The 20405-nt window shown below is 65.9% G+C and carries 21 protein-coding genes; 13 read left to right on the top strand and 8 right to left on the bottom strand.

The window, feature by feature from the left end; all coding sequences use genetic code 11:
- The first annotated feature begins 87 nt into the window (after positions 1 to 87).
- Positions 88 to 234, top strand: coding sequence for a hypothetical protein (locus ACJH7A_RS28335; protein WP_406803162.1), 147 nt, complete (start codon positions 88 to 90; stop codon positions 232 to 234).
- 163 nt (positions 235 to 397) lie between these two features.
- Complete coding sequence (locus tag ACJH7A_RS28330; protein WP_406803160.1) at positions 398 to 1378, top strand: hypothetical protein; 981 nt, start codon at positions 398 to 400, stop codon at positions 1376 to 1378.
- Positions 1379 to 1543: 165 nt separating this feature from the next.
- Here the strand turns inward: ACJH7A_RS28330 and ACJH7A_RS28325 are convergent, their stop codons facing one another.
- Together ACJH7A_RS28325 and ACJH7A_RS28320 are read right to left on the bottom strand one after the other, a co-directional pair.
- Entirely contained in the window at positions 1544 to 2203 is a 660-nt protein-coding gene (locus ACJH7A_RS28325; RefSeq protein WP_406803159.1) for a DUF2993 domain-containing protein, read from the bottom strand.
- 345 nt (positions 2204 to 2548) lie between these two features.
- Positions 2549 to 3055 (bottom strand): DUF2510 domain-containing protein, encoded by a 507-nt coding sequence (locus tag ACJH7A_RS28320; RefSeq protein WP_406803158.1) that lies wholly within the window; start codon positions 3053 to 3055, stop codon positions 2549 to 2551.
- Positions 3056 to 3388: 333 nt separating this feature from the next.
- On the opposite strand from ACJH7A_RS28320, the gene ACJH7A_RS28315 reads away from it, so the two are divergent.
- From ACJH7A_RS28315 to ACJH7A_RS28290, 6 genes are all read left to right on the top strand, one after another.
- On the top strand, positions 3389 to 6850 hold the full coding sequence (locus ACJH7A_RS28315) for an ATP-binding cassette domain-containing protein (RefSeq protein WP_406803157.1): 3462 nt from the start codon (positions 3389 to 3391) through the stop codon (positions 6848 to 6850).
- Positions 6851 to 6999: 149 nt separating this feature from the next.
- Entirely contained in the window at positions 7000 to 7728 is a 729-nt protein-coding gene (locus tag ACJH7A_RS28310) for an LppX_LprAFG lipoprotein (RefSeq protein WP_406803155.1), read from the top strand.
- Between the two features lie 62 nt (positions 7729 to 7790).
- Positions 7791 to 8159 (top strand): DUF4189 domain-containing protein, encoded by a 369-nt coding sequence (locus tag ACJH7A_RS28305; protein WP_406803154.1) that lies wholly within the window; start codon positions 7791 to 7793, stop codon positions 8157 to 8159.
- Between the two features lie 130 nt (positions 8160 to 8289).
- A complete protein-coding gene (locus ACJH7A_RS28300; RefSeq protein WP_406803152.1) occupies positions 8290 to 9771 on the top strand; it encodes a neutral zinc metallopeptidase in 1482 nt (493 codons plus the stop codon).
- 302 nt (positions 9772 to 10073) lie between these two features.
- Positions 10074 to 10406 carry a DUF732 domain-containing protein gene (locus tag ACJH7A_RS28295; protein ID WP_406803151.1) on the top strand — a complete coding sequence of 111 codons (333 nt, stop codon included), beginning with the start codon at positions 10074 to 10076 and terminating at the stop codon, positions 10404 to 10406.
- A gap of 135 nt (positions 10407 to 10541) precedes the next feature.
- Positions 10542 to 10706, top strand: coding sequence for a hypothetical protein (locus ACJH7A_RS28290; RefSeq protein WP_406803150.1), 165 nt, complete (start codon positions 10542 to 10544; stop codon positions 10704 to 10706).
- A gap of 48 nt (positions 10707 to 10754) precedes the next feature.
- Here the strand turns inward: ACJH7A_RS28290 and ACJH7A_RS28285 are convergent, their stop codons facing one another.
- Positions 10755 to 11393, bottom strand: coding sequence for an FHA domain-containing protein (locus ACJH7A_RS28285; protein ID WP_406803148.1), 639 nt, complete (start codon positions 11391 to 11393; stop codon positions 10755 to 10757).
- Between the two features lie 335 nt (positions 11394 to 11728).
- On the opposite strand from ACJH7A_RS28285, the gene ACJH7A_RS28280 reads away from it, so the two are divergent.
- The 3 genes from ACJH7A_RS28280 (at position 11729) to ACJH7A_RS28270 (ending at position 14716) form a co-directional block, all read left to right on the top strand.
- Positions 11729 to 12520, top strand: a complete 792-nt coding sequence (locus ACJH7A_RS28280; protein ID WP_406803146.1) for a sensor domain-containing protein — start codon at positions 11729 to 11731, stop codon at positions 12518 to 12520.
- Between the two features lie 103 nt (positions 12521 to 12623).
- The gene (locus tag ACJH7A_RS28275) at positions 12624 to 13712 is read left to right on the top strand and encodes a sensor domain-containing protein (protein WP_406803145.1); all 1089 of its coding nucleotides are present in this window, start codon (positions 12624 to 12626) and stop codon (positions 13710 to 13712) included.
- Between the two features lie 137 nt (positions 13713 to 13849).
- On the top strand, positions 13850 to 14716 hold the full coding sequence (locus ACJH7A_RS28270) for a DUF4333 domain-containing protein (protein ID WP_406803143.1): 867 nt from the start codon (positions 13850 to 13852) through the stop codon (positions 14714 to 14716).
- A 53-nt stretch (positions 14717 to 14769) separates the two neighbouring features.
- Here ACJH7A_RS28270 and ACJH7A_RS28265 read toward each other — a convergent pair whose 3' ends face one another.
- From ACJH7A_RS28265 to ACJH7A_RS28245, 5 genes are all read right to left on the bottom strand, one after another.
- Positions 14770 to 15687, bottom strand: coding sequence for a HEAT repeat domain-containing protein (locus ACJH7A_RS28265; protein WP_406803141.1), 918 nt, complete (start codon positions 15685 to 15687; stop codon positions 14770 to 14772).
- A complete protein-coding gene (locus ACJH7A_RS28260) occupies positions 15684 to 16391 on the bottom strand; it encodes a DUF3298 domain-containing protein (RefSeq protein ID WP_406803140.1) in 708 nt (235 codons plus the stop codon). The genes ACJH7A_RS28265 and ACJH7A_RS28260 overlap by 4 nt, the downstream gene beginning before the upstream one ends.
- 36 nt (positions 16392 to 16427) lie before the next feature.
- On the bottom strand, positions 16428 to 16697 hold the full coding sequence (locus ACJH7A_RS28255) for a hypothetical protein (protein WP_406803138.1): 270 nt from the start codon (positions 16695 to 16697) through the stop codon (positions 16428 to 16430).
- A gap of 319 nt (positions 16698 to 17016) precedes the next feature.
- On the bottom strand, positions 17017 to 17787 hold the full coding sequence (locus ACJH7A_RS28250; RefSeq protein WP_406803136.1) for a hypothetical protein: 771 nt from the start codon (positions 17785 to 17787) through the stop codon (positions 17017 to 17019).
- Between the two features lie 326 nt (positions 17788 to 18113).
- Complete coding sequence (locus tag ACJH7A_RS28245; RefSeq protein ID WP_406803135.1) at positions 18114 to 18269, bottom strand: hypothetical protein; 156 nt, start codon at positions 18267 to 18269, stop codon at positions 18114 to 18116.
- A 450-nt stretch (positions 18270 to 18719) separates the two neighbouring features.
- Here ACJH7A_RS28245 and ACJH7A_RS28240 point away from each other — a divergent pair, with 450 nt between their 5' ends.
- Both ACJH7A_RS28240 and ACJH7A_RS28235 read left to right on the top strand, forming a co-directional pair.
- Complete coding sequence (locus ACJH7A_RS28240) at positions 18720 to 19892, top strand: hypothetical protein (protein ID WP_406803134.1); 1173 nt, start codon at positions 18720 to 18722, stop codon at positions 19890 to 19892.
- A gap of 110 nt (positions 19893 to 20002) precedes the next feature.
- Positions 20003 to 20320, top strand: a complete 318-nt coding sequence (locus ACJH7A_RS28235; RefSeq protein WP_406803133.1) for a hypothetical protein — start codon at positions 20003 to 20005, stop codon at positions 20318 to 20320.
- Positions 20321 to 20405: the final 85 nt, after the last annotated feature.

Raw genomic sequence — 20405 nt, 5'->3', positions numbered from 1 at the left:
TCTTCGAGAGACCTCGACCCCTATCCCGGCAACGACGCGCCGATGACCTCTACACCCTCAACTGCGAAGAGCCGGTTTCCTTCTATGGTGGCTAGTCTTCGTGTCGCACTGGAGGCATACGACACGTTCGGCCCGGGACGGGTCACCGTCGATGAGCCTGACGAGGCCGCGCTGTGGAACAACAAGCACTATGTCTGGACCCAAGAGCTGACCGTGCCGCCGCTGAACGAGTGAGCGTCAGCATCACCGAACACCGGCCCCTTTCGGGGCTGGGCGGCGGCCCCGCGTAGTTCTACCCATACCGAGCACCCTGATGAGCACCAATACTCAGGGCATGCCTGTAGGGAACGGCGAGCGTCGGCGCCGGTCACCGATTCGCCTGTTGATGGCCACTGCGATGGTCGTGGCGATCGGAGTGACGGCGGTTGGCTGCATCTTTGGCCGCCGCGGCGACGCCGAGGACCTCGACCGTCACGTCCGTGCGATGCCCGGGGTCGCCGACACTGACATGACATACGTCAACTCCTTCACCTCGGGGGAACGCTTCGATCTGAATGTGACGCTGCGCCAGGACATCACGGAGCCGCAGATCCGAGACATCGGAAAATTCTTCGCCAGCCGCACCGACGACACCGGGTTGGCTGAACGCTCTGCGGAGCTGTGGTTGCGCCTGCCGGTCGTGCCGCCGCCAGCGCCGAATAACCTCTACGCGCCGGACCACCAATCAGCGTCCTTCTCCCGGGGCTACTACAGCACCGCCCACAGTCCCACCGGCGACCAGATCGCCGACCGTGCCGCGGCCTGGCTGCGCATGGCGCGGTCACCGATCGTGGCGAACGCCAGCCTGACCGCACCGACCTGGGGCGGCGCGAGTGACAGCCGCCAGGTCACGATCACTCTGAAACCGACCGCCACCCAGACCGAAGCGCTCGCCCTGCAAGCCGCCGAACCGATGCTGTCGGACGCCAATTGGGGCATCGTGATCCAGGACGACCCGGCGTCTCGACCGCACGACTACTTCGCGAGCCCACGACCTCCCAGCGATGACGACCTCCGAACGTGGCGGGAGATCAGCGCACTCATCGGAGCCTCCTACGAAGCGAGCGCACAGACCAACGCGCCGGCCGGCCAGGGGCAGCAGGCCGAGACCGTCGTCAAGTTCGCGATCGCCACCGACGCCGGCAGCCAGCCGCGGGCACGGCAGATTGCGTTCGGTGTTCCCACGCTCCTGCAGCGACTCGGCAGGCCTGTGGCGGTGACCATCTGGGGAGGCGGCGGGGGTGCAGAGTTCATCGTCGGGGGCTGTTACCGGCACGACGAGAAGCACCACCGTTTTCCTCTGGAGCTTGATCTGTCCGCCGCGTTTGAAAAGTGCTGATGCGCAGCGTGATACGCGTGGCTGGGTGCATGCACGTGCGGCGACTCGCAGGTGATGCAGCGTGCATAACCGTGCACGGCGTGTGCCAGGAGGTTCTATTGTCCTGATGGGGCGGTGGGGTTGCGTGTGCGCGAATGGTGCCGGTTCGCAATGATCCACAAAGCCTTAACTTGTTGGGTAGCAGTCTTTTTCAGTTTTGGAAGGCAGGGTGGCGTTCGCGCTCGTCAGGTGCGCGTTCACCCCGTGATCGGTCACTGATAGCTGATCGACGTGCAGGCCCAGCGGCAGGGTCTGTTTCGCCATGTAGGCATCCAACGCCGGTTGCAGCGTCTCGACTGCTGACAGTCCTGGCCCTGCAGTGCGCACGACGTCCAATGCGATGGTCCCGCTGGCGAGCGTCGGTTTCACGGTCACACTGGCCAGGAAGTTGCCCAGTGTGATCGTGCCGTCCGTTGGGTTGGCCGTGACGTCAGCGAGGAGCTTTCCTGCCACCGGTACCGCAGCCTGCAGCGTCTCCTTGATGCCATCAAGGCTCCACGTGAGGGTGGCTTCCGCCGATCCGACAGAACCCGCGGAACCGTTCGTTGCCGGACGCACATCATGCAAGTCGATGACGACGGGCATCCCCCGCATGCCACGAATCCTGTTACCTGAGGTCCGAATCCGGATCGATTTGTAGGTGCCGCTGGCGGCTTGCCACAGGACCGGGGGCATCGTGGCGAACGTGACCGTGGAGGTGTCACCCGTCGCGCACTTGACGGTCTCGGCGACGACCGACTCCGCGTGGTTGCCAACCAAGACCTCCGCACCGATCAGGCCAGCCACGGCGACGAGGATCGTTCCACCCAAGGCGATGACGGCCTTGCGTCGCGACCGGTTACGGGGTGCCGCGGGCGGGGCCGCGTGTGCAGGCGCTGGTGGCAGTGGTGGCGCCACGGGATGGGTGGGCGTGGGCATCACGTGCGGCGGATAGGTCTGGTGTGGCGCTGTCGGGCCGTCATCGCCAGCAACACCGGAAGCCTCGGTCTCGGCACGGCGGTATAGAGGGAACTGGATTGTCGGACCGTCGGCCGGCGTCGGCGCAGTGAATCGCCGGGGACCGGGCTCACGCTGCGAATCGTCCACCATGGAAAAGTCCTCCCTGATAAGTGCGCTGCTTCTGGTTGCGGCTCACACCGGCCGACCCACATGGCGCATCGCCTCGTCCGTGCAGGCATTAATGAACTCGCCGCGCATCAGCCTGCCGGGGGCCAGATGTGTCCCGTTGGCTAGATCGGTTCCGTTCGACCCGACTCGAAATGCCTCGGCCATGCAACGCCATTCGACGTCGGACTTCGACAGATCGTCGGTCCGGCCGGCCGCCTCCTGCACCTTGATCCACCGCAGGGCATACTCACGGCCCGCCTGTCGGGAGGGCCCGACCGCGTTCTCCCATGCTTTGGGCAGGCCGATAGCGATCACTGCGATTCCGACGGCGCAGAACGCCAGCAGTGCCGTCAGCGCCCACACAGGGTGGCGTGCGACGAATCCTGGGGTATCGGCCGGCGCCGACGCAGGGGGTTGCCACGGGGTGGCGCTCTGTGACGGTTGACGTACGTCAGACGTCCAGCTCGTTCCGTTCCACCACCGCAGGCCGCCGCTGCCGCCCGGATCGGGAAACCAGCTCGCGCCGGTCACCAGCAGAGCTCCCACATCATCAAATCCCCCCGAAGACGGTGCCTGTCCATCGATTCTGCCGCAGGTCAGGGACCGGTCACGTCACGAATTACCGGACCTCGAGGTACATCACGGACAAAAGAATCTTCTCGGCCCCGTCTGTGGGCTGGCCATCCGTGCGATCGTGTCGGCTGTCCGCCCACAGCGCCATGGTCATGGCCGCGCTGTGGGAAGAGTCCAGGCGCTGCGGCCGACCACAATTGAGGATCGACCGAACCCGCAGAAATTGGTGCAAACCAGCTCAAACACTGTGAGCTACGGTTAGCCCTGGACTGACCAACGAGGGGGGATGTCATGGGTTCGGGAATGGTCGTGCCACCGTTGGTGGTGCGTCTGGGCGACGCGATGTTTACGTTTCCGCCCGGCAAAGAGGTCGTCGTGGGCCGCGGTGAAGGCGCCGATGTGCGTATCGATGTCGACGCCAAGCAGGCGATCTCGCGCACGCACATGGTGTTGCGGGTCGAGGGCGACCAGTGGGTGGCCGTCGACAAGAGCCGCAACGGCATCTATGCCGATGGCATCCGGGTGCAGACCATCCCGGTCGACGACAACATTCCCATCGCTCTCGGCTCGGCCACCGGCCCGAAACTGATCTTCAAGACCGCCACCCAGGTCGTGCCCGCAGCACGTCTGGCCGCAGCACCCTCGCCGCCGGCGCCCGGGCCGGCGGCGCCATCGTGGCGCCCTGCGCCCCCGCCCGCGCGTGGGCCGCAGCCCCCACACCAGCCACCACCGGCTCCGCCGACCGGCTCCGTGCCGCAGCCGCGTCCCGCCGGGACTCAGCGCGGGCCAGTACCGCCTGCGCCCCAACATTTTTCGCCGCCACAACCGGGACAGCAGCCCCCTGCGTCACGGGCCCCGCAGGGTCCGCCATCCGGGCACGCTGGGCCGCCATCGGGGTCGATTCGTCGTCCTGCTGGCCCGCCGCCGCGCCCCGCCGGGCCGCCGCCGGCCGCAGGCGGCCAGCCCGCGCCGGTGTGGCCGAACCCCGCGGCAGCACCAGCGGCTCCCCCAGCTCCGCGCGCTCCGGAAGCCTCACCGGCCGACGAGGCGGACGCGCTGGCCAAGGTCACCGGCATGGTCAAACGTGTTCTGCCCCAACGCGGAACACCCGCCCTGCCGCCTGGGGCCATCACCATCGGCCGTCACTCCACGTCGGCGATCCGGGTCGATGACACGCTCGCGTCGCGCACCCATGCCTATCTGCTGCCGGCGCCGACCGGCATGCAGATCCACGACAATCACAGCAACAACGGCGTCTTCGTCAACGGCGTGAAGGTGCCGGCTGCGACGCTGCAGCCCGGCGACGTCGTCACCATCGGCAATACCGACCTGGTGTTCACCGGCGTCACGTTGGAGCCGCGCACCGCCGCGGCGGCCACCGGTGGGCTGCAGGCTCACCAAGTCGGTCTGACCATCGACGGTTACCAGCTGCTGACCAGCGTGTCCTTCGCTGCCCGTCCCGGCACCCTGACCGCGGTGATCGGGCCGTCCGGTGCGGGCAAGTCGACGCTGATCAAGCTGCTGGCCGGGGCCACCCAACCGACCTCCGGTCACGTGACGTTCGACGGTCACGACGTGCACGCCCACTACGCCTCACTGCGTTCCCGGATCGGCGTGGTGCCCCAGGACGACGTGGTGCATCGCCAGCTCACGGTGGACCAGGCACTGGATTATGCAGCCAAACTGCGGCTGCCGGTTGACACCAGCAAGGCTGACCGGCGAGCGGTCGTCGAGTCGGTGTTGGCCGAGCTCGAGCTGACCCAGCACCGCTCCAAGCGGGTGGAAAAGCTCTCCGGTGGTCAGCGCAAACGCGCCTCAGTCGCGATGGAGCTGCTGACCGGGCCGTCGCTGCTGATCCTGGACGAGCCGACCTCGGGCCTCGATCCCGCGCTGGACCGTCAGGTGATGTCGATGCTGCGCAAGCTCGCCGACGCGGGTCGCACCGTCATCGTGGTCACCCATTCGCTGACCTACCTGAGCATGTGCGACCAGGTGCTGCTGCTCGCACCTGGTGGCAAGACTGCCTACGCCGGCCGACCCGACCGCATCGAGGCGGCGATGGGCACCAATGACTGGGCTGACATCTTTGCCTGGGTTTCGGCCAAACCCGATGACGCCCACGCGGTGTTCCTGCACAACAACCCTGCGGCCGCGCAACCGGCGGCCGCGGCGGCACCCGCGGGGCCACTGGGCGAACCGGCCCGCACCAGTACCAGCCGCCAGGTGCTGACCCTAATGGGACGCCAAGTCAGGCTCATCCTCGCCGACCGCGGCTACGCGGTGTTCTTGGCCCTGCTGCCGCTGGTGATGGGTGCGCTGTGCCTAGTGGTCCCAGGCAAAAACGGGCTCGGGGTGACCAAGGCCAACGGACCCTCGCCGAGTGAGCCTGCCCAGCTGCTCAGTGTGCTCATCATCGCAGCGGTGTTCATGGGCACCGCTTTGACCATCCGCGACCTAGTGGGCGAACGGAGCATCTTCCGACGCGAACAATCCGTTGGCTTGTCTGCGGGGGCCTACCTCACCGCAAAAGTCGTGGTCTACAGTATCGCCGCGGCCGCGCAGGCCGCCATCGTCGTCGCCCTGGTGGTGGCGCTCAAGGGCGGTCCGGCACGGGGAGCGTTGGCCTTCGGTAGCCCGGTGGCCGACCTGTACGCCGCCCTGGCGTTGACGGCTGTGGTGTCGGCGATTCTCGGTTTGTTGCTGTCCGCGCTGGCTCGCTCCGGTGACTGGATCATGCCGATGCTGGTGGTGATGATCATGAGCGCGATCGTGTTCTCCGGCGGGCTCATCCCGGTCAGCGGCCGCGCCGGCCTCAACCAGCTGTCGTTCCTGCTGCCGGCCCGCTGGGGCTTCGCGGCCTCTGCCTCGACGGTCGACCTGATGACCGCCAACGCGCTCAATACCGTCGACGACCCTCTGTGGCGCCACCAGTTGACATGGTGGCTCACGGACATGGGCATCCTGCTCGCCCTCGGCATCGCCGCAACGATCGCGGTGGCCCGGCTGCTGCGGCTACCGTCCCCCGACGCCACCAGTGGTACCGGGGGACGCAAAACCCTGGCCATCGTCGTGGTGGTCGTCCTGGCTGGCGGCTTCGTGGCCGGAGCGTCGTATCTGACCCGTGGCAGCCACATCCGCGACCACGCCGCAGCACCGGGCATCCCCAACACGCCGACACAAGGACCACGTCCGCCGCAAAAGCCCGTCGCCGCAGCCGATTTGGCTGCCCTGCTCCCCGACGCGGCAACCGCCGGCGCCGTCATGGGCACCACGCTGACGGCCAACGGGCCGAACCCTGCCACCACGCTCAGCGCCAGCACCGTGGACCCTGCCAAATGCGCGAGTGTCAGCGCGGCCGGCACCGCCCAGGCCTACGGCACCGCCCCCACCGGCGTCGCGGGCACAACCTTCACCGGCGCAGACCCCAACACCACCATCACTCAATACGTGCTGCTCTATCCCGACGCCGACCAGGCCGCAGCCGCACAGAGCGACCAGATCAACGTCTGGAACCCGTGCGCTCGCACCACCGCCACCGTCACGGTGCCCGGCCAGCCGCCCGCCCCGGTGGGCATCGGAGAGGCCGGTATCGCCAACGGCCGGGCTGTAGCCGATCTGACCATGGGGGCCAAGACATGTCGGCATGTGCTGGCAACGGACTCCAATGTGCTGATCGACACGCTGGTCTGCGGACCGGCGGCCAGCCAGCACGCCGATGAGCTGACCACCAAAATCGCCGATCGAATCCCGTGATCCGATAACAACCACACCAGTCTGCGAATTGCCGTCGTGAGGGTGTTCGATCAAGCCTTATTGTTAGTCCGGGGCCGGGGAGGTTCCCTGGGGGGCACCGCAAAACAGTGTGCGGAGCACTTCAGTTGACACAGAAACTAGGAGACTGAATGAAGTTCCGTACGACTCTCGTGGTCGGGGCCGCGGTAGCGGGCGTGGCGTTGAGCGGATGCTCCACCCAGCCCAGTTCCAACAATGGCGCCGACGCCTCAAAACTGGTGTCGCAGTCCGCCGACGCGATGAAGGCCCTGACCGGCGCGCACATCGTGATCACCGCCGAAGGCAAGGTCCCCAACGTCCTGATCACCAAGGTGGAGGCCGACGTCGCCGGCAAGCCCGCTGTGGTCGCCACCGGCGATGCCACGGTGAAGATGGGCGAACAGACCCAGACCGCCAAGCTGATCTACGTCGGCGACCACCTCTACTCCGACCTTTCCGAGCCGGGCAAGTTTGTCGATTACGGCAAGGGCGACTCGATCTACAACCTGGGTGTGATCTTCGACCCGAGCCAGGGACTGGCCAACGCACTGTCGAAGATCAAGGACGCCAAGGACGCCGGATCCGAGACAATCGACGGCGTCGACACCACCAAGGTGACCGGAACCATTTCCTCCAACGACGTTGCGCAGCTTGCTGGCTCACGCAAGGCACCGGAGAAGGCCCAGGACGTGCCGATCACCGTCTTCATCGACAAGAAGGACCCGCACAATCTGGTGCGAGCGCAAGTCGAATCGCCTCTGGCGCAGGACGCCAAGCTCACCTTGACCTTGTCCGACTTCGGCAAAACCGTCACGGCCGAGAAGCCGCAGCTGACCAACCCGACCGACCCGGGCAACTAACGCCACTGACCACCTCCGGCGCCCCGACTCCGCGGACGCCGTCTGAAAGGACTCTTCTTGCAATGACAATCACCAAATTCTCCCGCCGTGCCGCAGTTGTCGCCGCGGCCGTGGTGGCCGCGTCCACCGTCAGCATCATCGAAACCGCCCCCGCGCAGGCTTATTCCTACTGGGGAGCCATCGCCTATTCGGCGAACGGCTCCTACGGCAGGGCCTGGAACTACCCGACCGGACCCGACGCCGGGGCGGCGGCGGTCGACTCATGCGGGTACACCGACTGCAAGGTACTCAGCCAGTTCCCCAACTGCGGAGCCGTCGCCTACGACGGTCACGCCTACCAAGGTGGCACCGGGCCCACGTTGGCCGCGGCCCAGGCCCGCGCGCTCCGCCTGCTCGGGGGCGGATGGATCGACTCCTGGCTGTGCAACTAAATCCATTGCATCACAGGTAAATTCAATCAGAAGAATCACCAACTCAGGTGGTGGGCGCCGCGGCAACGTCGTCAATGCGGCGCCCACCACGCCTGAACCCAAGTAGACAGTTCGACAGTCGGGGGTCGTCGTGGACGCATCCACACCAGCGCGGCGGGGGCTGCGCACCATTGCCATCGCGGCCAGCGCCGTTCTCTTGCTGTCGGCCTGCAACACTGCCACCGTCGTCACCGGGCGCGGTGTGTCGCCGATCAACGATCCCACCCACGTCGCGGACCTCACCGCTGCGGATGGGCCCAGCGGCGTCAAAGACGGCGCCCCGGCAGCTACGGGCACCGTGCAGAACACCGACCACGGCGACATCGACAAACTGGTCCTGCTCGCGATCAACGATCTCGCCGACTATTGGCAAACGACCTATCCCACAACGGATTTCAAGGGCAAGTTCACCCCCGTCCCGAACCTGGCATCCTATGATGCCCGCGACCCCAACAGCCCAGAACTGTGCGGCGAAAAGACCTATGAGATGGTCAACGCCTTCTACTGCCCACCGGACAACCTCATGGCCTGGGACCGCGGTGTGCTCGTCCCGGCCGGACGTAAGTACTTCGGCGACATCTCGGTGGCCGGCTTGATCGCCCACGAATACGGCCACGCCATCCAGCGCATGGCCAAGATCGTCAACAAGAAAAGCCCCGTGGTCGTGCGGGAACAGCAAGCCGACTGCTTCGGTGGCGCCTACATCTACAACGTGGCCGCCGGAAACTCGAAGCGCTTCCAGGTCAGCACCGGCGACGGGCTCAATCATGTTCTGGCAGGACTGATTACACTGCGGGACCCCAGTTACGGCCCCGATGACGAAGAACTCCTGGAAGAAGGGCACGGCACCGCACTGGACCGGGTCAGCGCCTTCCAGATCGGATTCACCCAAGGGCCGGCAGCATGCGCGCAGATCGATATGCGTGATGTCGAGCGCCGCCGCGAAGGGCTGCCGATGGAGCTCGACAGCGAACCCAACCGCGACAACCAACGCCGCGGCACAGACGTCCCGCTCGACCAGGGCGTGTTCACCGTCCTGGTCGAAACCCTCAACACGGTGTTCGAGCCCAAGAACCCGCCGAAAGTGAGCTTCGATTCGGCCAGCTGCGCCGACGCCAAGGGCAGCTCCCCGGCCTCCTACTGCCCGGCCACCAACACCATCGTCCTCGACCTGCCCGAGCTGCAGAAATTGGGCAAACCGGCCGACGAAATCAAGCAGAAGCTGCTACTGCAGGGCGACAACACAGCCCTGTCGATCGTCGCCTCCCGATACATGCTCGCCCTGCAACACGAAAAAGGTGTGCCACTCACCGGCGGCCCAGCAGCCCTGCGCACCGCCTGCCTCACCGCCGTCGCCGAACGCAACATGGTCAAACCGGTGAATACACCCAGCGGACAGAACCTCACCCTAGCCGCCGGCGACCTAGACAAAGCCGTCGCCGGCCTACTCACCAACGGAGTCGTCGCGACCGACGTCAACGGTGACGGCGTGATCGCCGGTTTCACCCGCATCGCCGCCTTCCGCGCCGGCCTCATCGGCGACCACGACGACTGCTACAACCGCTTCTCCTGACCGCCGGGCGCTCAGGTATTCCTCCCCGCGGGCCCTCGAGACAGGGTTTCCCGCCCCCCTGGGCAGAGAGATCAATCTGCCGCCGTCCCAGCTTGCCGATCAACGGCATTCGGCCACGGCGCGGTGCCAGAATGCACCGGCGACTACGCGTCAATCCGCCGACGGACACGAGCTGCAGCCCCCGTCCGTGCATGAGGCCAACACCGCACAGCCTGAAAACTGGTGTCAGGCGGCACCTTCCGCGCGCGATACCGTTGACTGCGTCGGACCAACCGACCCATTCAACTCACCTGGGGGGGAACATGCACGCACGCACGAAGATCGCTCAACTCGCTCTCGCGGCGCTCGGCGCCGGCACACTGCTCAGCGCAACCGCAGGGGTGGCGTCAGCCTGGCCGATCCCCATCACCCCCGAGCAACAGCGCTTCATCTCCCAGGCCCGCGCAACAGGCTTTCCGGGCGACGACGACGCCCTGCTGCAGGCCGGTCTGCTTGGGTGCCAGCAGCTCATGACGGGTCACGGAACCCAAGGTGCCGCCGACACCGTCGCCGCTCAGAACGGCGCCGACCCCGCCCAGGCAGTCCGCTTGGTGCGCATCGCCAACTCCATTCTGTGCACCTCGGCGCGCGGCTAGTCCGTGCCGAATCCCGCTGGCGGGCAGCGACATCCAGCAGACCTCGTCGCTGCCCACCGGCATTGCCGCCGCAACCGACAAGAACTGGCGGCGAGCGACCACTGTGGGTGCTTCCACTGCGGTTATGTCTTCACCATGCAGGACATTGACAACTGGATCGACCCCGCCGACGACCCTGACCAACTCGGCCAGACCGCGCTGTGCCCAGGCTGCGGTATCGACAGCGTCATCGGCGATCAATCCGGGTACCCGATAACCAGCGAGTTCCTGAACGCCATGCGCCTGCGCTGGTTCTCCTAGCGGGCCGTCACACTCGGACAGCACCTCATCGCCACAGCGCCCAATCCGCTAGGGGCACAGGGACATCCGGATAAGCAGCCCGTCATACATGGCCTCCACGCAGGTCAGAAATGCGCGCGCCTGGCACAGATCCTCATCGCGGGCCAGTTCGGTGAACTCACCGCGCAAGTGCCCCAGACGCCGCAGCAGCCGCATCGTCGTACGAGTAAATCGCGGCTGCCCCGGCGCGGGCACCGTCATCACGTCCCGGATCACGTCCTCGAGCTCGGCGGTAGCCAGGCTGTAACGGGTGACCTCCGGTTCCTCGGCCAGGACGTCGCTCATTGCCGGCGCGCTTGATGCTGGGACAGTGATGTCTTCCGGGTGCACATAGCGAAACGTCACCGCGATGCCCTCGGGGTTGGCCAGATGCACCGTCATTCCGTCGGTGATGGCTGTCGAGTGCTTGACGCGCACGCCGTCGACGTAGATGCCGTTGCGGCTTTCGTAGTCGACGAGGTGCCACTGGCGCTGTCGGGGGATCAGGCGGGCGTGCGCGCGAGACACCGCGGGATGGGTGATGGACAGGTCCGACGGCGGGTGGTCGCGGCCGATGGTGAAGGCCCCGTCGACAGCATGCCGAACTGACGTGCGGCCCTCGATCGTCACGACAAGGTCTGGACCGTCAACAGCCGCGTCGTCCTGCATGTCCGGGTCCCCCTTTTCGCCAACCACCGGTAGGTCGCGCGCACGCATACGTATGGCGCGTCGCTGCCCACCCGGGTGCGCAGTAGTTTAACCATAGCGGCGCGACGGCTATTGCGCCAGTAACCGCAGCGCGGTAGGTGATGTTGCGCTGCGATCAGCCGCATTTCCGAGGCTTTTGAAGCGAATCCAGGCCGGCAATCCGCTGATATGCGCTGGTCAGCGCGCGTTCTATCGCAGTGCTACGGTTTTCTTGCGGCCAGCACTTGCATTCGTAGCGTTGCTACGGTTAGAGTCGTCGCATCGCTACGGTTACTACTTCCGAGAGAGGCCACACCATGACCACCACCGCCAAGACCATCCGGACCATCACCCGCACCCCGGCCACCGGCCGCGGCACCGTGGTCCGCCTGGCCACCGCCGCCGTCCTGGCCAGCATGGCCGTGGCTGCCACGGGAGGAACCGCAGCGGCGGCACCGTCCGCTCCGCTGCCGACCTTCACCGGCTACGGCAACGGCACCAGCGATACGCCCAGCGGCGACCGCAACAGCAACGGTGGCAGCGCTGATTCACCGCTGCTGTCCCCCAAACAGGTCGCCGCCGCTCTTGGAACCGGCACCTTCAAAGAGGACTGGTCGTCGACCAAGCTTCGTGACAACTACGCCAACGTCTCGCCGTCGTCCTGCATCGCCACCTTCGCGCCGGCGATGGCCGACGCGTACGGCGCCACCCCGCAGGCTGTGGCCCAGAACATCCTCGTAGACACCGGCAACGACGATGTCCGCATCACCCAGGCAGTCGTGGCCTTGGATAGCAAGTCCGATGTCGCCGCCCAGATGAAGGCCACTGTCAAGCAGTTCAAGGCGTGCGCGGGCACCACCATCGCCTTCCGTGAAGAAGGGGCCAGCGCGCTCAAGATGACCAACGGCGACCCCGAGATCAACGACGACAAGACGGTGTTGTCGCTCCTGCAGCAGGACACCAAGGGCCCCCAGACCTGCGAGCGCGCGGTGGCCGGCTACCGCAACGCCATCATCGATGTCTTGGTCTGCGGCTCCGGATCGACCCACGGGCAGGGGGTCGCCGTGGCCAAAGCGCTCGCCGACAAGGTTTCCAGCCAGACGGCCTAAGGCCAAGCCCGGCTCCCCCCGTCGGTGAGCACACACCGGCGGGGGGACGCACAACACCTGTTCCTGCAGAAGATCCGACCCGAAGTAAGGCAAAGTGATGGCCATGAGCACCCACGACCGCAACAGCGACGCCGAAGAAACGTCCGCGTGGCCCGGCACTCAACAACAGCCACCATTCACCGGCCCCGTCCCGCCGACCGTCCCGCAGACCGGCGCACAGCCAGCGGCCTGGCAGCAACCCGGCCCACAAACCAACCCCGGCGGATGGGTACCACCCACCCCACCCGGAACACCGCCGGGTGCACCCTTCGCTGGCTATGGCCAACCCCAGACGCCCACGCCGCCGGCCAAATCCGGCTCCAAAAAGGTCGCACTCGCCGCGGTAGCCGTCGTCGCCCTCCTGGCCGCCGGCGGCGCCGTTATCTACTGGACCCCGCTGTCGGACAAGCTGTTGGGACAAGGTTCAACGACCACCTCCGCGTCATCGAGCCCGACATCGACCACTGCGACAACCTCCACGACCTCGCCGGCTAGCGCCACCAGTGCGACGCCGGCGCCGAGCACGTCGACCCCGCCGGCGCCCGGGCCGGGAGCCGCCGCACCCGTACCCGGCGCCGTCGCGCCGATCGACCCCGAAAACCTCCAGTCATACCTGGCCAAGCCCGACGAACTCTCCCAACGTTTCGAGGGAGCCGACATGCAACCGCAAGGCCTGACCAAACAGCCGGTCACCGACATCGACGTCAACCCCTACAAGTGCTCCAGCGCAGCGGTGCCCGGCATGTCCAACGCCTACAGCAGCACCGGGTTCACCGGCTTCATCGACCAGGTCGTCAATGACAGCGCCGGCCAGCACAAATTCATCCAGGCACTTGTCACGTTCCCCACCGCCGACGCGGCAAAAGAGTTCGTTGCCCGGCAAGCCAGCCAATGGAAAGACTGCTCCAACACCAACCTGACGATCACCATCGGCGGCAAGAGCGACAAGGCCAATACCGGAGCCTCCAACACCACTGACGGGGTGACGACCATCGTGCTGACCCCACCGGCGGCCGGCTCACGCCAGTGTGAACGTGCGATCACCGCCAGCAGCAACGTCGTGGTGGATGTGCGGGCCTGCGCGGTCAATGTCGGTACCACGGCATCCGCCATCGCCCGCGACATCGGTCAAAGAATCACCGGACCGCGCTAACCGGAGACGTAGTTGCCGCCAAGCGGTCACCGCGGTGTGTCACAGTTAGGCACGACACCGCGGTGGCCGCTACCGCGGCAACCGAGACAGGGGGAACTCGGACCACGGTCCGAGCACGAAACAAAGGGGGCGGCGCGATGAGCGCACCAGAGCAGGGCATCGGCGACTCACAACCACAACCGCGACCCGCAGTCGACCACGAATCCACCGGGCTATGGCCGATCGACGACCCCGAGCAGACCTCACATATCCACCGGCCCCCGATCACGGCCCCAGCCGCCACGCAGCCGCCCGAATCCGCCGCCGGCGATGACCCCTCGGCCGATTCCACCGACGCGTTCGACCCGGAGAAAACAGCGCTCGTGCCCAGGCCCGGCGGCAACCTCACCCAGCCCTGGACCTCAGCCCAACCGGCCGCACAGCCGCCATCCGCGCCCTCAACGGGCTACGCGCCGGTAGACCACGCTGCCTACCCGTCCGGCGGCTACCACCAGCCACCCCCAAACCCCAGTGGATACCCCCGGGCGGCGGGCTACCCGCAGCCCACCGGGTACCCCGCGGCAGCGGGCGGCTACCCCGGCGCACCGGGCTACGCTCCGCAGCCCTCTCCGACCGGTGAACCCCCTGCGAACTTCGACATCACCGCGCCGACGAAGACGAACAACCGGTCACGCCGGACCGGCCTACTGATCGGCGCCGCCGGCGTTGCCGTTGTCGCCATCGCCGCGGTCGGCGTCACCGGATTCTGGAAGCCGGGCTTCTTCGTCAAACGCCAGCTGAACATCACCAAGGTCCAAGAAGGCGTGCAACACGTCTTGACCGACCCGAACAGCGGCTACGGCATCAGCGGCGTCAGCGGACTGTCCTGCAACAACGGGCAGAACCCGTCGGCCAACCAGGGAGACAAATTCATCTGCGAGATGCTGATCGACGGCACCAAGCGGCACGTCGAGGTCACGGTCACCGATGACCACGGAAGCTACCAAGTCGGAAAAGTCACCTAGCCGCGGGCGCATCCCCGACACGGATCCCACCCCGAGCATGGGCGCTGATCAGCTCAATCAGGCAAACGCTCCAAGGCACGTTTGGCGTACTTGCGCACATTCGAGTTGGCGTCATCGACATAGGGCGCGATGCGGTCACGCACGCCAGAGGCTTTCATCGCGATCAATGCCCTGATCGCGAACCACGTCCATTCGGTATCCAGCCATTTGAGCACGACCTGTTGAGCTTCAAGGGTTTTCACCCGCCCCATGTATTCGATCAGCGCACCACGCGGCGCCTCGGGAGGCAGTTGTTCGAGCAGTGCGGCGATCGTCGGGAAATCCTTGACTGTGGCGATCCGGGCGAGCGCGAAGTGCGCGTAGTCTGCTGACGGTCCAGGCAACGTTGCCCCTCGCCGCAGCTCGGCCACGAGTGCATCGAAGGCCTGCCGGTTGCCGCGGATGGCGGTGTCGTCGAGGCCGCGAATCAGGCCGATGCGCACCGCTTGTCGGTGATCGGTCTCCGGGCCTGGAATGCGTTCTTCCAGGTGGGTGAGCCAGTCGATGAAGATCGGTATCCCTTGAGGGACGTATCGCACACGGTCGGACAGTTGGTTCAGTGTGTAGCAGGGCGCACCGACGGCAGCGAGTTCCTCCATGATGCGGCGGTCAAATCCCCTCTGCCCGTGGTGATATCGGGCGGGAAGATGGTCCATCCAGCCTTCGCCTTCGGGCATTCCGTCGTAGACAATCGGCGGCCAGCTGCCGTCAGCATTCTGCTTCACCGGCGGCGGCCGGCGCCGCGGCTGTCGGCGCACAACGCGTGCTTGCTTCACACGGTCGCGGGGCAGGTCGGCGGTGGTGGCTTCGATGGCGGCGATCGCCCGCCGGAGATCGGTGACCGCGTCGAGCCGCTGCGGATCATCCTGGTCGCGACCGGACAGGCCGCCGATGCCACTGCTGGTTGTGTTCGTCGACGTCGGCTCGGTCACTGCGCGAGTACCTTCATATCCGGGGCCAGTAGATCGTTCAGCTGCGACCATGGCACGGTGATCACTGGCAGGCCGTGGCCGAATTGGCCATCAGCGAAATGGATTTCGAGGCCGGTGGCGTTGGGAATCCAGTTGTGAAAATTTGTCTCGACGGGCGCGTTGCCCCGTTCGTCGCCCATCGATGTCCCGTAAACGGACGGGAAGATCGACTTGGTCAGCTGACTCAATCGGTCGAGTCCGGCCCGGGTGTCGGAGAACAGGTCACCGAGGGTGATCGGTGTGGCGGTACGCGTATCGATGACGACCGTGGTGACGTAGTTGACCGGATGTGCAGAAGGCCGCCAGTAGTAGGTGCCGGTGAGCACCTGCGACACCGCGGTGGGCCGAAAGGTGACGGCCGGTCGGGTAGTGAACCCCGACCTGCCCCGGATCACGCGATCAGCATCGAGCATGTCAGCCATCGTCTTCCCGGATGCGCGACTGGCAGCGTTGAATACCGTTGTGACGGCGTCGTTTCCGCCCGATAGTTGAGCCACGGTCATCTGCCAACCGCCGACATCCAGTGCGGACGTCGACATGGTGTAGGTGAGACCGCCGCTTGTGCCGATGTCAGCCACCGCCACGCCGGCCACGCCCCGGATCACCACGAGCAGCACCGCAAACACCGGCGCCACTGCTTTGAAGGGCCTCGCTCCGGCGCTCACGTCGGGACCTCCTTGAAGATGGGGCTCAGGATCGATCTACCGATGGGCGGCGTACGTGAAGACCACCAGCGCGCCGAAGGCGACCAGAAAGCCCAGGCCTCCGTACAGCACGACCTTCATCGCCTTTTGCGTCGAGTCCGAAAGTCGGTCTTGACGTGACGTAAGGCCGAAGAACGTCAGCATGGCGACCATCGCGAAACTGAGGTCTTCTTCAGATCTGGCGGCCGCGCGCGGCTGCGGCGCAGCATGATTCGGCTGGTACGACGGCGCTGTGGGCCGGTGGCCATCCGGATTTGGGTATGTCACGGTTTCCGCCTTCTAGATCAGTGGTGCGCCAGGGCGCCCAGGAAGATTGCCAACGGCAGACCAGGCAGGACCACGGTCAGCAAAAGTCCCAGCGCAATGCGCTCTATGCGCCGACCGTCAGCGAGGGCCGCAGGGTGCGTCCATGCAGCGTGCGCTATTGGTTGCCGCGCCGCCAGTGGTGCGATGAAAGGCTGCCCGACAGGGTGACGCAGGTGAGCGGGCGATCCAGCGGTCAGTGGCGGCAGCGGCTGGCCGGCAGGCACGGTATAGGTAGGCACTCGTGTCGATAGCTCCCGGTTCGGTGGTCAACGAGAGTTGATCACGCTGCGGTGATCCGCCCGCAGGCCAGTCTCTCCAACGCCACGCCGTTGACAAGCTCGCCGCGGTCGGCCGGATGCCGCCAATAATGACGGCACAGCCAGTACAAGGCGGTGCCGCCGGGCGCCCAGACGTTGGCGTGCGCGATCGCCGCCCGGGTGCCGTCGCCGAGCACGAAAACAATTGGCCGCGTGCCCTTTCCGCGTTTGGTCACCGGCACACCCGAGATGTCGGCGACCTGATCCCAGGAAATGATGAACGTGCACTCGCCAGGGAACCGGTAATCGATGCCCCTCGGCGACAACGTCAGGACGGGCTTGCCCTTACGCCTGTTCCACAACACCATTACCGCGCAGAGCGCACTGACAACCGCCAACGCAGTTAACCGCCCGACGTCGCGGGAACTCGGTGACGGCCAATCATCGTGCACTCGTGCGCTGTACAGCAGGTACGTGGCGATGCCCAGGCTGAGCGCGCCGCATATGACGATGATCCATGGTCCGGCTGGCAGAGCATCAAGGGTGGTGCCGTTCTCGTCGTAACGACCCCGAAGCTTCGTGCCCGCCGTGAGTCTCACCAGTACCGCCGCGGTCATGATGCCGAACGCGACTGTGCCACACAGTGCAATAATCATCGCCAGCCAGTGCGTGGCTCCTGCGGCGATCACTGTCTTGTACGCAAAGTAGACGAACCCCGCAGCCACGACGGCGCCGCCGACACCCATCAGCAAGGGGCGGTTCTTCCAGCCGTCAGGCTTCGGCAGCGCGCTCACGTTCGTGCTCGGATTCGATTGTGCACCAATGTAGTTCTCCCCCATCTCCGGGCGGCCGATTTTCGGGCCCTGCTTTGATTGTCCCGCCCCTTCACGGTGGTGCCCGACACCAATTCATCCCCCTAGGTGCCTGTGCGCGGGCGGGGGCTGGGAATTGACCGCCCCAGCTTCGCTGGACCACGCGGGAAGCCGGGTCTGACAGACTCTCACCGGCCGGGCAGCCGCGCTGGGTCACCAGGCCCGATTCATCCGATAGTTCAACCCACCGGTGTTTCTGGGCCGTACTGATGATGGGCCCAACCGCCACGCGCCGAAGTCATCGCGTCTCAGTCTGGCTGAGCGGCGCCGCTCCCATCGGGCGAATGTTTGACGATCCGGCCGTCGGCATCGAGTGCGACGATAGTGACGCCGCGGGCGGCAACGTCGCCTCCGTAGTTGGCGGCCGCGAGGCTCTTCTTTATCGCCGCGGCGATATCGGCCACGCCGTCGGAGTCGCTATTGCACCCCGGCCGCCGCTACCACCCTCACTCATGCGTTCGATTATCCCGATGTCGGCGAGATACTTCCAGGGCGGCGCCGGCCGCCGGCGCACTGCGGGTCAGTTGTCGTGCACACCGCGACGAACAACCATCGATCCTGCCCAGCCCCGGCTGGTCCACCGCGGGGCGAAGCGCAGGAGAAACACCGCAAAAGCGCTATTTCTCACCGGAATTCGTCGACATTGCTTCGATCTCGATATGGAGGAGTCCACGCCGCCGTACGGGAGCGCACTTGCGGCAGAAGCTACCGCCCTGGCCTCCGCGCCAGAACGGAGATCGGGTCGACGGTTACCCGCCGTATATCGTTAGGCGCGGGGGATCGCACCGCCGACGGGGACGAACAGTAGTGCGGCGGAGATGAACCCACCCATCTGATCCTGGGGAGGGAGCTCGATGAAGCACTCATTGATGACTGTCTACGGCGCCGTGGCGGCACTGTTGGTGGCAGCGTGTTCGCCGACGAGCGGCACACCGACCGCCGCCCCAGCTCCCCACCTGGACGTCGGGCAGTTCCCCGTCACGAAGCGAAGCATCGAACCGCCGGCGACGCCGCGCGCAGCTCGACCACTCGAGATTCAGCGGATGTTCACGACGATGCCGGTCGTCACCGATGTCGCCCCGACGATGAAGTACGTCGCTGGCGTGCACAACGCTATCGGCACTACTCTGGCCGACAGTTTCGGCGCCGGTATCGCACATGCGGTGTCTGCGGCGCAGTTCGGCATCAGCATCGACTATCGCGACAAGCTCCACACCGACGGTGCCCGAGAATTCCTCGTAGTCCTCATCCGGATGCCGTCTACGGACGCGGCGAATGCTGCAGTCGCAGACCCACAAGTCATGGGCACCGACGACCCCATACTCAGCAGCGACGCACCGAAACCCAAGACCGCGTTGACTATTCCCGAACAACCCACGGCCCGCGCCTTCACGAGAACCAGCGGCGACTCGACCAGCACCGTCGCGCTGATGGCACACGACCGGTTCGTCTTCGGGGTCTGGACATCGCTAACCGACAGCACGGCCAGCGTCGGCGCGTACCTGACGCAACAACTCAAAGGCCTTGACGGCTTCGCCGCTACCCCGGACGACAAGCTCACCACATTGCCGCCGGATTCCGAGGACGGGGTGCGCGCGCTGACGCTACCCTTCAAAAGCAAGGACGAATCAACGATCTTCACCGACGGGTGGGCGACAGTCCGTGGCTACCCCAGTCAGACGCGCGAACCCGCCCAAAAGCGCACGGACTTGACCGACGCCGGCGTCGACGTGATTGGGCTCGGCGCAAGCACCACCTACCGCGCCAGGGACGCGGCCGGCGCCAGCTTGCTGGCCGACCGGCTCATCACCGCACAGTCACTGGAGATTCCGGGCGGATCCACCTGGACTGTCACGGACATCCCCAACAGCAAGTGCTACACCGCCCAGGACACGCCCACCCATGGCGTGGCCCACTGCGTCGTTCCCGTCGGGCGGTACCTTGCCGAGTACTCCTCCCCGCAGCCAGCCAACACCAAGCAGGCCATCGCAGCCGCCTATCTCATCCTCCGTACAGTCGGCGGCTAGAACGTCCCGTGCCCGAAAAGGCTTAGTACCCAATATGAGTAACCCGACGTCTGGTGTCTCTGAACAGCGACCGTTATCGCGGGTAGTCCCTGCGAGCCACTGGGGATCAGGTGAGCGAGAACACTGACACGGTCGTCACAATTGTGCTGTTTGTGGCGTTGCTGCCCGCTGTCGCTGTCGGGGTATTCATCGGTCTGCACATGCTCATGCTCGGGGACGCGGTCACCGAGAAGGGATCGTCGTGGGGCGTGTGGGTCGGGGTGATCGGAATACCGGCGAGTGCGGTAGCCGTGTACGTCGCGTCGTTGGTGCTTGCATGGACCACACACGGCTACCGTTTCTATATCCCTATCGCGGCGCTGCTGGTGGGTAGCGTGTTGACCGTGGGCCTGAGCTGGCTGGCCCATCGAATCGTCCGGGGAGCCTGAGGGGGCAAGAGGAATTGTCAATACCTGTGGATCGGCTTGTTTCAGGCGACCTCCGTTCCAGTTGATTCGGTCGGTGCCGAGTCCG

This window comes from Mycobacterium sp. SMC-17 (assembly GCF_045310915.1).
Taxonomy (GTDB): domain Bacteria; phylum Actinomycetota; class Actinomycetes; order Mycobacteriales; family Mycobacteriaceae; genus Mycobacterium.
This window is presented reverse-complemented; position numbering and strand designations above follow the sequence as displayed.